We start from the raw sequence: 13,337 nt of genomic DNA, 5'->3' as shown, positions 1-13,337 counted from the left end.
GGACCCGCCCGCGACGGGCCGCGCCGCCCGCCGCGGGCCGGCGGCACGGCGCGCGGGGGGCGGCGGGACGGGGCGGTGCGCGGCGGGCAGCGGGAGGAAGCGGCGCACCGGAGGCCCGTCCGCGCGGCCCCGGGGGAGCTCCTCCAGGATCACGTGCGCGTTGATGCCCCCGAACCCGAAGGCGTTGACGGCGGCCCGGCGGGGTCCGGGCCCCGGCTCCCACGGCTCGGCCGTGCGGACCGGACGCATCCGGGTCCGCGCCAGGGCCTCGTGCGGCTCGTCCAGGTGGAGGGTCGGCGGCAGCACCCCCTCGTGGACGGCGAGCGCCGCCTTGATCAGTCCGGCCATACCGGAGGCCTGCATGGTGTGCCCGAGCATGGACTTCACGGAACCCAGCGCGACCGCGCCGCCCTCGTCCGGCGGCCCGAACACCCGGGCCAGGGTCACCAGTTCCGTCTCGTCGCCGACGGGGGTACCGGTGCCGTGCGCCTCCAGGAGACCGATCGCCCCCCTGGCCCTCGGATCGAGGCCCGCCGCCGTCCAGGCCCGCTCCACGGCCTGGACCTGCCCGTCCACCAGCGGGCTCATCAGGCTCGCCGCGCGGCCGTCGCCCGCCACGCCGACCCCGCGGATCACGGCGTACACCCGGTCGCCGTCCCGCCGGGCGTCCGCGAGCCGCTTGAGGAGGACCACACCCGTCCCCTCGGAGAGCAGTGTGCCGTCGGCCCGCCGGTCGAAGGGGCGGATCCGCTCGCTGGGGCTCAGCGCGCCCAGCTGCGTGAACACGCTCCAGAGCGTGGCGATGTGGCAGTGGTGGACGGCTCCCGCGACGACCAGGTCGCAGCGGTCGGCGGCCAGCAGGGCGACCGCCTGGTCCACGGCCAGCAGCGAGGAGGCGCAGGCCGCGTCCAGGGTGTAGGCGGGACCGCGGAAGTCGAGCCGGTTGGCGGTCCGGGCCGCGGTGAAACTGGGCACGAGCCCGATGGACGCCTCGGGTCGCTCCGGGCCCAGGGCGCTCTGGAAGGCCTGCCGGATCGCGGTGATCCGGCTGTCGCCCAGCTCCGGGGCCAACTCCCGCAGGGTGGTACTCAACTGGTGTGCCGTCCGTACCCGTTGGTCGAGGCGGGCGGTCGCGACCCCCATGAATCCGCCGCGGCCGAGCACCACGCCGATCCGCGCCCGGTCCGCCGGCAGCCGGTCCTCGCCACCCGCGTCCGCGATGGCCTCGGCCGTGGCGTGCAGGGCCATCAGCTGGTCGGGTTCGGCTCCCGCCACGGCGGCCGGCATGATGCCGAACCGGGTGGGGTCGAAGGCGGCGAGGTCGTCGACGAAGCCGCCCCGCCGGCAGTAGAAGCGGTCACTGCCGGGCGGCCCGTCGGGGGCGTAGTACACCTCGGGGTCCCAGCGCCCCGGCGGTACGTCGGTGATGGCGTCGACACCGGTGAACAGGTTGTGCCGGTAGGCGGAGAGGTCGCCGGCGCCGGGGAACACGGCGCCCATGCCGACGATCGCGGCATCCGTCGGACGCGGTTCAGCCACGGCGGGCCTCCCGCCCGGTGGCGTCCCCGTCCGCACGCGCGCCCGGACCCGCGGACGGGCCGGGGTCCCTGCGGGGGTCGGGGCCCGCGGGCGGGCCGGGGTCCGTGCCGGGGCGGGTGCGGGTGTCCGCGTCCGCGTCCGCCATCAGGACGACCTGCGGATCCGTGCCGTGGGCCAGTTCCGCCAGGAAGGCCTGCGCGCCCGCGTCCGGATCGATGAGCGCGATGCCGCGCCGCGCGTACGCGCGCTCCAGTTCCGGCGTGACCATGCCGCCCGCCGCCGCGGCCCACGGGCCCCAGTCGACGGCCAGCACGCGCCCGGGGAAGGCGCCGGTCCAGGCGTGGGCCAGGGTGTCCAGGGCGTCGTTGGCAGCCGCGTAGTCGCTCTGCCCGCGGTTGCCGTACACCCCGGCGACGCTGCCGAACAGGGCCAGGAAACCCGGGGCGGGCCCCGCTGCCGCGCCTTCGTCGGCGAGCGCGGCGGCGAGGTGGCGGGCCCCGTCCACCTTGGTCGCGAAGACGTCGGCGAAGGTTCTCGGGTCCTTGTCGCGCAGGAGCGAGTCCCGGAGCAGGCCCGCACCGTGCACGATCCCGTCGAGCCTGCCGTGGCGGGCCCGGACGCGGGTCACGACCGCGCGTACCGCCTCCTCGTCGGTGACGTCGGCGCAGTGGTAGCGGACCGACGCCGCCGTACCGTCCAGCGCGCGCAGGGTCTCCCGTATCTCGCGGGCGGCCAGGACCCCGGACGCGGCCGTCTCGATCTCCGCCGGGGTGCGCAGCCCCCCGGCGATCAGTGCGGCGCGCAGGGCCACGCGGTCGTGTGCCGAGCTGAGGGCCGGGTCCTCGGCGGCCTCGGGCGGGGGAGTGCGGCCGATGAGCTCGATGTGGCAGCCCGAGGCACGGGCCAGCGCGAGGGCGACGCGCGCGGTGATGCCGCGGGCCCCGCCGGTGAGCAGGACCACGCTGTCGCGGTCCAGCGGCACCGGTGGGGGAGCGGAGTCCGCGAGCGGCGCCGGTACGGTGCGCAGGACCGTACGCGAGCCGTTCGTGTAACCGACGGCCACCAGGTCGTCCGAGGCGCACAGTTCCGCCAGCAGATGCGCGGCGATGCGTTCCGGCCGGTCCTTGGGGTCGACGTCCACGGCCCGTACGAGGGTCCCCGGGCATTCGAGCGCGGCGCTGCGGGCGAATCCGCGCAGCCCGAGCCCCGCGACGGGATCGGGCGCGGCCGGACCGTGCCCGAATGTCCCGCCCGACGCGGTCGCGACCACCAGCCACCGCACCCCGCCGACCAGGGCCGCGCGCAACCTCGCGAACGCCTCGGGCAGTACCGGGTCCGGCCCGGGACGCAGAGCGCTCAGATCCACCAGGCCATCCACGCCGCCCAGGCCGTCGATGCGGTCCACGCCGCCCAGGCCGGCCACCGCATCCGTGCCCGGCGAACGGTCCGCGGACACGGTGCGGACCTGGGCCCCGTGGGACTCCAGCAGCGCCGAGAGTACGGGCCCCACCCCCAGGCCGCCGCCGACCACGGCGAAGGACCGGCCGGCCAGCGCCCCCGCCAACTCGCCCGCGGCGGGAGGCCCGACGGGAACCGTCTCGACGCGGAACCGGACCGGTCGGCGTACGAGCGCCCCACCGGGCACCCCCGAAACGGGTGCCGGTGCCGCTGCCGCGGCCTGCACCGGGACGGAGGGTCCGCCCGGGGGAGCGGCCGCCGCCGGGGCAGCGGCGGGTTCGGGGACGGCGGACTCCCGGGCCTCGATCCAGTCCACGATCCCGCGGAGGGTCTTGATCCGGGACAGTTCCTCGACGGCCGACTCCGCCGCACCGTCGGACTGCCGGGGCAAACCGATCCGATCGGCCAGGGCCCCCACGATCTCCACACGCTTGATGGAGTCGACCGAGAGGTCCGCCTCCAGGTCGAGGTCGGGGTCCAGCATGTCCCTGGGGTAGCCGGTACGGCTGTGGACGATCTCCAGGACCGCGTCCATGACCTGCTCCCGGCCCAGCGGCCCCCGTGCGGCGGGGACCGCCGCGTCCTGCTCCGTCCCGACCCCGGCCGCCGGGTCAAGTTCCGCCCCGACCCGGGCCACCGCCGCGACCCCGCCCTCGGCCATAGCCGCGCCCTCCGCCGCCGGACGCGGCGTCGCCGCAGGCGCCCCCGCGCCGAGGTAGCCCAGCAGGACCTCGCGCTGGGCGGCCACCAGCTCCCGCGCCCCGCGCAGGTACTCCAGTACGGTCTCCTCGCGGCGGTCCACCGCGCCAGCGGCCCGCGGCTGCGGCTGCGGTTGCGGCACGCGCCTGGCCGGGCGCAGGCCGCCCGCGACCGGCGCTCCGTCGGCCGTGCGCACCAGATGGCCGTCGACCAGCCAACCGGGACGGCGCGGAGCCCGCTCGGGCAGCCGCGACGTCCGGCCCCTGAACAGGGCCTCCGGATCGACGGGCACCCCGGCCGCCGCCAGCTCCGCGAGCGCGGCGAGCAACCGCGGCAGGCCCGGCTCGCCCGGCACGTCGACGGCGACCGCGGTGTGCGGGCGGTCGCCCAGGATCCTGGCGACCAGGGCCGTCAGCACCCGGCCCGGCCCGGCCTCGACGAACGTCCGCACCCCTGACGCGTACATGGCCTCGATCTGGTCCACGAAGCGGACGGGCTCGGCCACCTGCCGGGCCAGCATCGCGCGTATTTCTGCGGGATCGGCGGGGTACGGCCGGGCTGTGGCGGTGGACCAGACCGGGACGGCGGGCCCCGCTACAGCGGTCCCGGCGAGTTCGGCGGCGAGCCCGTCCACCGCGCCCGCCACGACCTCGCTGTGGAAGGCGCAGGCCACCGGGATGCGCTCGCCGCGCAGCCCGGCGGCGCCCAGGGCGGCGAGCGCCGCTTCCACGGCCGCCGTCGGGCCCGAGATCACGCACTGGGAGGGCGCGTTGTGGTTGGCGACGACGCATCCCGCCCGCGCCGCGATGTCGCGTACCTCTTCGGGACCGGCCGTCACCGCCGCCATCGCCCCGGGGTCCGCGCCGGCGGCCCCCAGGATGGCCGAAGCCCGCCGGGCGCTCAGCCGCAGCAGCGCCGCCGTGTCGAGGCAGCCCGCCGCCCACAGCGCGGTCAACTCCCCGTACGAATGCCCCGCGGCGCAGTCCGGCCGGACGCCGAGCGAACCGAGCAGCAGGTGCGCGGCTGCACCCGCGAGCCCCAGCGCGGGCTGGGCGACGCGGGTGTCGGTGACCGCGGAGCGCTGCCGCGACCGCTCCCGCGGGGTGAACGCCGCGGGCGGGAACATCGCCGCGACCACCTCCGGCGGAGCCTCGTCCAGCAGCATCCGCAGTCGCGGGAACGCGACGTACAGGTCCGCGAGCATCCCCGGGCGCTGGCTGCCCTGCCCGGGGAAGAGGAACGCCACCTGCCCGGGCTCGGCCCGCGCGGCCCGTACGCGCACCCCTTCGCCCTCGGCGAAGGCGCGGGCCCGCGCCAGCTTGGCGGCGAGGTCGTCCAGGTTCTCGGCGATCACCGAGACCTGCACGGGCCCGGTCGCCGAGGAGGCCGTCTCGGCGGCCAGGTCGCGCAGCGGCCAGGGCCGCCCCGCGCCGTCGTTCTCCGCCAACCGGGCCGCCAGCCGTTCCATCGCGCGCCCCGCCGCACGGTGGTCGGCGCCGCGGAAGCAGAACAGCTCCGCGGGCCAGGCGTCCAGCCCGTGCGGGGGTTCGTCCTCGCAACCGGCCAGTACGGCGTGGTAGTTCGTACCGCCGAAGCCGAAGGCGCTCACGCCCGCGATCCGCCGCCGCGCCGGCACCGCCCACGGCCGGGCCTCGGCGTCGAAGAAGAACGGCCCCTCGTCCGCCCGCCAGTCCGGATGCGGGCGGTCGAGGTGCAGGGTCGGCGGCCGTACCCCCGCATGGACCGCCCGCGCGGCCTTGATCAGCCCCGCCAGGCCGGCCGCGCACTTGGTGTGCCCGATCTGCGACTTGACCGACCCGAGGGAGCAGCCCGCGTTCCCGGCGGCGTCGAACAGAGCGGTCAGCACCCCCAGCTCCGTGCCGTCGCCGACCACCGTGCCGGTGCCGTGGGCCTCGACCAGCCCCACCTCGGCGGGTGAGACGCCCGCCCGCGCGTAGGCCCGCTCCAGGGCGCGCCGCTGGCCGTCGGGCCGGGGCGCCGTGAGCCCGAGGGAGCGCCCGTCGCTGGACGCGCCGACGGCCTTGACGACCGCGTACACCCGGTCACCGTCGCGCCGCGCGTCCTCCAGCCGCTTGAGCACCACCGCGGCGACCCCCTCGCCCAGCGCGATCCCGTCGGCGTCCGCAGCGAAGGGGCGGCACCGGCCGGTGGGGGACAGGGCCCGTACGGAGGCGAACATCAGGTAGTCGTTGATGCCGTTGTGCACATCCGCTCCGCCGCACAGCACCATGTCGCTGTCCCCCGAGCGGAGTTGGCGGCAGGCCAGGTCCAGCGCGGCGAGGGACGAGGCGCAGGCCGCGTCGACGGTGCAGTTCGCGCCGCCGAGGTCGAGCCGGTTGGCGATCCGGCCGGCGATGACATTGGCCAGGACCCCGGGGAAGGAGTCCTCCGTCAGCCTCGGCAGCTGGCCGTCCAGGTCCGGCGGCAGCTCCCCGAGGTAGCCGGGGTACAGCGCGCGGAACCCGTAGGCACCGGCGAGGTCCGTGCCCGCTTCGGCGCCGAACACCACCGACGTGCGCGAACGGTCGTATACGCGTCCGCCCCCGTACCCGGCGTCCGTGAGGGCCCGGCCGGCGATCTCCAGAGCGAGCAGCTGGACCGGGTCGATCCCGGACAGCGAGGACGGCGGGATGCCGTGCGCGAGCGCGTCGAACGGTACGGGAGGCAGGAATCCGCCCCACCGGGAGGGGGTGCGCTCCCCGGCACGGGCGGGGTCGGGGTCGTAGTGGAGCGCGGGATCCCACCGGTCCCGCGGCACCTCGGTGACCGCGTCCCGGCCCGCTACGACGTTCGCCCAGAAGTCGGCCATATCGCCCGCGCCCGGATACGCGCAGGCCATGCCGACGATCGCGATGTCCAACGGCGCGGCGGGTTCCGGCACGGGCGGTGCGGCCGGGGCGAGTTCGCGCGCCCGGCGCTCCACGAAGGCGCACGCCCCCTCCGTCACCTCCGCGTGCAGGGCGGCGACCGTGGTGGTGGCCGACCGCGCGGTCGCGGCCTGGCCGAGCATGAACAGGCCGTCGCGCCGCTGCTCCTCCTCGCCCACCGGCACCGGCCCGGCGCTCCCGTGCCGCAGCCCCTTGCTGGCGACGCGCAACCGCCCGAGGTTGAGCCGCTCCAGCTCCTCCCACACCTCGCGCGGGCTCGCGCCGTCCTGGGCCAGCCGCAGCCGGGCCTCCTCGAAGGTGTCGGCGTACTCGGTCGCGGCGCACCGGGTGGCGTGCCCCGGCGCGGTCCGCAGCAGGACGGTCGCCTCGCAGGCGACGGCGGCGGCCTGGAAACCGGGCAGTACGGCACCCGCGGCCACCGCCTCGGAGGTGAAGAGGTAGGCGGTGCCCATCAGCACCCCGATCCGGGCGCCCCGCTCGGCGAGCGGCGCCGCGGCGACGGCGGCCATGGCGGCCGACCGTTCGTCGTGGATCCCGCCGGCGAGCAGGACGTCCAGCGCCGGCGCGTCCTCATGGGCCAGCAGCCGGTCGATCTGCTCCTCCCACAGGGTGAAGGAGGACCGGGGTCCGACGTGTCCGCCGCATTCCAGCCCCTCGAACACGAACCGCCGGGCGCCCTCGGCGAGGTACCGCTCCAGCAGGCCGGGGGAGGGGACGTGCAGGTACGTACGGGTGCCCGCCGCCTCCAGCGGGGCCGCCTGGGCGGGCTGCCCGCCCGCGATGATCGCGTACGGCGGGCGGACCGCGGCCACCTCGGCCAGCTGCGCCGCTCGCAGCTCGGGCGGCGCGAAACCGAGCAGGCCCACGCCCCAGGGCCGGGAGCCCAGGCGCCCGGCCGTCTCGGCGAGCAGGGTGCGGACCTCGGCGCCGGGCATGACGGCGAGCGCCAGGTACGGGACCCCGCCCGCGTCCGCGACGGCCTCGGCGAAGGCGGCCCGGTCGCTGACCCGGGTCATCGGGCCCTGGGCCACGGGCAGGTGGGGGGCCGCGGCCCGCGGCCGGAGCGGCGCGGTCCGCACGGCGGCGTCCACGTGGGTGGCAACCGCCTCGCGGACGGCCTGGACGACGCCGCCCGTGGTGCGGTGGCGCTCGGCGAGGCGGGCGGCGAAGGCGCCGTCCTGACCGAGGGGCAGGGCGTGGACGCGCGACGGACGTGCGCCGGGACGGGCGGCCGGTCCCGCGGGATCCGGCGGGGTCGCGTCGGGGCGCGTGAAGATCCGACGGCCCGCGACGACCTCGGTATCGCTGCCGTCCATCGCGCGCAGGGCGGCGGCGACCGCCGCGGGGAGGGCGGCCTCGCCCTCGGTGGTGAGGGCGAGTTGGGCGTCGAGCAGCACACCCGCGGCGCCGCCCGCGACGGCGGCGGCCGCCGTGTGCGGGCCGATCCCGCCCTGGGCGAGGACGGGTACGGTCACGTCCGGGTCCGCCAGCAGCCGCTGCAGCAGGACGAACGCCGTCAACTCGCCGACCCGTCCGCCCGCCTCGTGCCCTTTCGCGACGACCGCGTCCGCCCCGGCGGCCACGGCGGCCACCGCCTCCCGCGAGCTGGTCGCCTCGGCCCAGACCCGTCGGGCGCCACCGGCCGCCCAGGCGGCGGGGCTCGCGTGCTGGGCCGGATCCGCCAGAAGTACGGTGTCCACCTCCGCCGGCAGCTCGTCCGGCCGGAGGGGGCAGCCGACGGGCACGCGTACGCCGTAGGGCTGCCGCAGGGATCTCGCCGTTTCCGAGAGGGCCTCGCGGGCCCGGCCGGCGTCTGTGCCGAGGTCGAGCAGACCGAGGGCGCCGGCGCGTTCGGCGGCCACGACGAGCCGGGGATTGGGCTCTTCGAACGGGCTGAGCGCGACGACGAGGTCGCGGACGGTGGAACGGGCCGGCTGGGGGGTCACAGGCGCTCCTGACAGGCCGAACGGTCAAGCGGAACGGGCGGGGTGACGGACGGGGTGGAACGGACGGGGCTGGCGGAGCGGACGGGGCTGGCGGAACGTATCGGGCTGGCGGAACGGACGGACGGAGCCGACGGGCTGGGTAACGGCAGCGCGAAACAGGCCGGGCGGACCGTGCACCGTGCCGACGGCGGTCGACGGACGGCGCGGCGAGGATCCGACGGCGCGGCGAGGATCCAGGCAGGTCAGAGGGGGTGGCCGGGGTTCGCGCACACCGCTCCGGCGGGACACCCGTCCCGAGTGACTCGCCGGTAACACCGTCATGCCGCGTTGCATCGTGCGGGGGTCGCCGCTGACTGTCAACGACCGTGCAGGTACGGGCCATTGGCTTTTGGCCGCTTCGAGATCGCCGTGCTATCCGCATGTGCGGGCCCGCTCCCACCGCCTTGGCCTGCGCCATTGCCCGCATCGGGGCGCTTCTCTCCTGGCGGCGGCTACCGCCGTCCACGCGGCCGGAAATGCCGTACGGGTTGGGTGCGCGGCCGACCCGGCCTGCGGGCCGGCGCGGTCGGCGGCCCGGCCGCTCGGCCGCCCCCTGCGACGGGCCGATCCGGGAGCTGCCGTCCGGTCCTCACCCTTGCGTTCGCGCGGCTCCACCGCCGCGTCCCCGCCGCGGACCGCCGCGCCTTCACCGGCGCGGCGCCTCGGTGTGCGTCGCGCATTCCGCGCGGTCCCGAGGGTGTACGTGGTCGCGACTCCGACCCCGGCGGCTCCGTGCGGCGGTCGACCCCGTGCCCGCCTCCACCGTACGCAGCGCGGGGCCGACCTACGCCCGCACCAGCACGACGAGCGGGAGGTGATCGTCCCGGAAACTCAGCTTCGGAACAACGGAGTTGCGGCTTGCGGACCCACCCGCCGACCTGCCCTCGACAAGGCCCCGTCCGCACACCAACCCCGAGCGCGCGAGGTCGTCCTGATTTCGCCCCCCGGTTGCGGCTCCCCGCTTCGCTGCCCTGCCGGATGCTCCACGGCGTGGACACGGTGCTGGCGACGCCGACGCCGACGCCGACCCCGGGCGCGGGCCGACGCACCGGCGACCGGCGCTACTGGCCGACTCGTCCGTCGATGCACTCGCGCAGCAGATCGGCGTGCCCGCAGTGGCGCGCGTACTCCTCGACCCTGTGCACCATCAGCTCCCGGCCCGTGATGTCCTCCCGACCCAGACGCTCACCGAGATCCGGGTGCTGGGCCAGTACCGCGTCCGTCGCCGCCTGCTCACGCTCCAGGTCCGCGTACGCGGCGTCGACCGCGGCCTGCTCCGCCACGACCCCGCCGAAGTCGCCCCCGTCGCCGTACAGCTTCGGCTCGGGCTCCCCGTCGGTGATCCAGTTGCGCCAGTCCCGTTCCACCTCGGCCAGGTGCCGGAGCAGACCGAGCAGCGACAGCGTCGACGGCGGCACCGACCGGCGGGCCAACTGCTCCGGGTCCAGGCCCTCGCACTTCATCCGCAGGGTCAGCCGGTAGTCCCGCAGGAAGCTCTGGACCGTGGCGAGCTCGCCCTCCGGGCCGGCGCCCTCCTTCTCGCGGGGGTCGTCGGCCGGGTCTGTCCACATGTCCGGGTATACGGTCGCCTGGGTCCACCGTGCGGGTTGATCAGTCATACGGCCCATGATCATATGAGTGCGCCGGAGCCCGCCAGCGAATTGCGACCCCGCCCGGGGCCTACAGCCAGCCGTTGCGGCGGAAGGCGCGGTAGAGGGCGCCCGACGCCGCCGCCATGAGGCAGACCGCCAGCGGATACCCGTACGTCCAGCCGAGCTCGGGCATGTGCTCGAAGTTCATCCCGTAGACCCCGGCGACCATCGTCGGGATGGCGAAGATCGCCGCCCACGCCGAGATGCGCCGCATGTCGTCGTTCTGCCAGGTGCCCACCCGGGCCTGCTGGGCGTCGAGTACCGAGGTCAGCAGCTCGTCGAGGGTCCGCACCTCGATATCGGTGCGGTGCAGGTGGTCCGCCACGTCACGGAAGTAAGGCAGGGCCTTTGTCGGGTGCTCCTCCTCGCCGAGCGCGCCCACGAGCCCGTGCAGCACCGGAACGAGCGGCTGCACCGCGTCCCGGAACTCGCGGACCTCGCGCTTCAGGGAGTAGATGCGCTCGGTGTGGTCCACGCGGGAGGAGGAGAAGACCTGGTCCTCCAGCCGGTCGAGCGAGGCGCGCACCGTGTCGGCGGCCTCACCGTACGCGTCGACGACCACGTCCAGGACGGCGTGCAGAACGGCCCGCGGCCCGAACCGCAGCATGTCCGGGTCGGCGTCGAGCCGACGGGCGGCCTCGGGGCAGGGATCCACCTCTCCGTGCCGCACGGTGAGGACGTAACGGGGGCCCACGAAGAGCATCATCTCGCCGGTCTCCACCGCCGACTCCTCCTCGACGTACCAGAGGGTCTTCAGGGCGACGGCCAGGACGTCGCCGTAGCGCTCCCGCTTGGGACGCTGGTGCGCCTGCACCGCGTCCTCGACCGCCAGGGGGTGCAGACCCAGGTCGTCGGCCAGCTGCGCGAGCTCGTCCTCGGAGGGGTCGACCAGGCGCACCCATCCGAACTCGCCCTCGTCCAGCTCCCGCAACCGCTTGAGCACCAGCTGGCAGACCTCCTCCTCAAGGTCGCACTCCACCGTCTCCGTCCGGTCCGACTGGTTCCCGTACACCACGCATTCCATCCCTTCCGCATGCTTCAACCCGCCGGTTTCATGCGCCCGCGGCGACGGAGGCCCCACCCCCGTCGTCGCGCGCCTCGACCGGAACGCCGCGTGCCGGGGTTTGCGGGGGGCGATGCGGGTTAGGCGCTCCGTACCGGCGAGACCGGCCCCGACCGCGCCCGGTCCCGCTGACCGAAGCCGTTCCGGTGCGACCGACGGGAGCTCCGTATGACCACCCGGCCCAGCCCCATGGAATCCGCCGACGACGGCCTACGGGTCGTGGTGGTCGGAGCAACCGGAAACGTCGGCACCAGCGTGGTGCAGGCCTGCGCCGACAGCCCCGCCGTCGGCTCGGTGCTCGGCATCGCCCGCCGGGTCCCGCGGTGGCGGCCCGCCAAGACGGCCTGGGCCGCCGCGGACATCGAACCGGACGGCCCGGACCTGGTGCCGCTGTTCGCCGGGGCGGACGCGGTGATCCACCTCGCCTGGAAGTTCCAGCCGACGCACCACCCCGTCCAGACGTGGAGCACCAACGTCCTGGGCAGTGTGCGCGTCTTCGAAGCCGTTGCCGCCGCCGGGGTGCCCGCGCTGATCCACGCCTCGTCCGTCGGCGCGTACTCGCCCGGCCCCAAGGACCGCGCGGTCGACGAGTCCTGGCCCACCCACGGGTGGCCGCAGGCCGCGTACACCCGCGAGAAGGCCTACCTGGAGCGCGTCCTCGACGCATTCGAGCAGTCCCACCCCGGACTCCGGGTCGTCCGCATGCGCCCGGCGTTCCTCTTCAAGCGGACCGCCGCCTCCGAGCAGCGGCGGATCTTCGCGGGCCGGCTCCTGCCCGGGCGGCTCGTACGCCCCGGCCTGATCCCGGCCGTACCCGAACTCGCCGGGCTGACCTTCCAGGCTCTGCACACGGACGACGCGGCCGCCGCCTACCTGTCCGCCGCCAGCCGCCCCGTGCGCGGGCCGTTCAACCTCGCGGCCGAACCGCCACTGGACGCGCGGGTCCTGGCGGGGATCCTGCGGGCGCGCCCGCTCTCCGTACCGACGGCCCCCGTCCGGGCGGCTCTGGCCGCGGCCTGGCGGCTCCACCTGGTCCCCGCGTCCCCCGACCTCTTCGACGCCGTGCTGCGGCTGCCGCTGATGGACAGCTCGCGGGCGCGCGAGGAACTCGACTGGCGGCCGGCGCACACGGCGGTGGAAGCGGTGGAGGAATTCCTGGCGGGCCTCCGCGACGGGGCGGGCATGCCCACGGCGCCCCTGGCCGCCTGAGCGGTCGGAGAGCGGGCCCGCAGACGGGCACCCTTGCCGCCTGCCAGCGCAGGCGGCAAGGGTGCCGTTGAGCGTGCGGTGGGCGTACGACGCCTACTCCTGGTGCTTGGTTTCTTCCTGTTCGTCCCGCGGTCCCACCCAGCGCGCGTCCCGCTCGCCCGAACCAGGATTCCGGCTCGGCCCCCGGCCCTTTCCCGGACCCCGGCCCGGCTCCGGCCGGTCGAGGCGGCTCGCCTCGTCCGTGTCCGCCGCGTCTGTCCGCTTCTCGCCGTGGTGCCGCTCCCGTTCGGTCCGTCCGGAGTCGTGTCCGTCGTGCGGAGGTACACCTCCGGCGCCGCCCTGCTCGTCCATGACTGCCCGCCTCCTCGTGGTCAGGGGTCTCTCCCGGGGCGGCTGCCCGTACCCCTCCCCGCAAAACCTGAGGAAGATCCGTCGTATGGCGCGAGTGGAACGTCATGCCCGAGGAGACGCGCGGATCACGCGGACATCGGCGTCGAGACGACGGAATCCGTGGAGTCGACGGCGATAGGAACCGACCTCGCGGGGTAGACGCGCTTCGGACGCCACGGCGGTTCCGCTGTTCCGCCGAATTCCTCCAGAGGAACGAGGGGCACACCATGATCTTCGCCGGACTCATCCTTCTGCTCATCGGATTCCTGACCGGAATCTCCATCCTGTGGACCATCGGGATCATCCTGCTCGTGGTCGGAGCGGTGCTGTGGATCCTGGGCTCGGTGGGACACGCGGTCGGCGGCCGACGCCACTACTGGTGACGTCCCCGCATGGGGATGGGGCCCGACAGATCTAGGATCTTGCGGGCCCC

At 75.7% G+C, this 13,337-nt stretch carries 7 protein-coding genes; 2 read left to right on the top strand and 5 right to left on the bottom strand.

From position 1 onward, the window contains the following. From ACFWUQ_RS29240 to ACFWUQ_RS29225, 4 genes are all read right to left on the bottom strand, one after another. Nucleotides 1-1,500 (bottom strand): polyketide synthase (locus ACFWUQ_RS29240; RefSeq protein WP_384544008.1); only part of this gene is annotated, 1,500 nt, incomplete at its 3' end. 31 nt (nt 1,501-1,531) lie between these two features. Next, on the bottom strand, nt 1,532-8,551 hold the full coding sequence (locus ACFWUQ_RS29235) for an SDR family NAD(P)-dependent oxidoreductase (protein ID WP_384544006.1): 7,020 nt from the start codon (nt 8,549-8,551) through the stop codon (nt 1,532-1,534). A gap of 1,100 nt (nt 8,552-9,651) precedes the next feature. Continuing rightward, nucleotides 9,652-10,209, bottom strand: coding sequence for a DUF664 domain-containing protein (locus ACFWUQ_RS29230; protein WP_384544004.1), 558 nt, complete (start codon nt 10,207-10,209; stop codon nt 9,652-9,654). A 61-nt stretch (nt 10,210-10,270) separates the two neighbouring features. After that, complete coding sequence (locus ACFWUQ_RS29225; RefSeq protein WP_384544002.1) at nt 10,271-11,254, bottom strand: magnesium and cobalt transport protein CorA; 984 nt, start codon at nt 11,252-11,254, stop codon at nt 10,271-10,273. Nucleotides 11,255-11,473: 219 nt separating this feature from the next. Here ACFWUQ_RS29225 and ACFWUQ_RS29220 point away from each other — a divergent pair, with 219 nt between their 5' ends. Next, nucleotides 11,474-12,514 (top strand): NAD-dependent epimerase/dehydratase family protein, encoded by a 1,041-nt coding sequence (locus tag ACFWUQ_RS29220; RefSeq protein ID WP_384544000.1) that lies wholly within the window; start codon nt 11,474-11,476, stop codon nt 12,512-12,514. Nucleotides 12,515-12,607: 93 nt separating this feature from the next. Here the strand turns inward: ACFWUQ_RS29220 and ACFWUQ_RS29215 are convergent, their stop codons facing one another. Then, complete coding sequence (locus ACFWUQ_RS29215; protein WP_384543998.1) at nt 12,608-12,865, bottom strand: hypothetical protein; 258 nt, start codon at nt 12,863-12,865, stop codon at nt 12,608-12,610. A gap of 266 nt (nt 12,866-13,131) precedes the next feature. Between ACFWUQ_RS29215 and ACFWUQ_RS29210 the strand changes: the two genes are divergently transcribed. Further along, nucleotides 13,132-13,287 carry a DUF6131 family protein gene (locus ACFWUQ_RS29210; protein ID WP_204357835.1) on the top strand — a complete coding sequence of 52 codons (156 nt, stop codon included), beginning with the start codon at nt 13,132-13,134 and terminating at the stop codon, nt 13,285-13,287. The last annotated feature ends 50 nt before the right edge of the window (nt 13,288-13,337 follow it).

This window comes from Streptomyces sp. NPDC058662, assembly GCF_042716255.1.
GTDB lineage: Bacteria > Actinomycetota > Actinomycetes > Streptomycetales > Streptomycetaceae > Streptomyces.
Note: the sequence above shows the minus strand (reverse complement) of the source record. Positions and strands in the feature narration are given on the sequence as shown.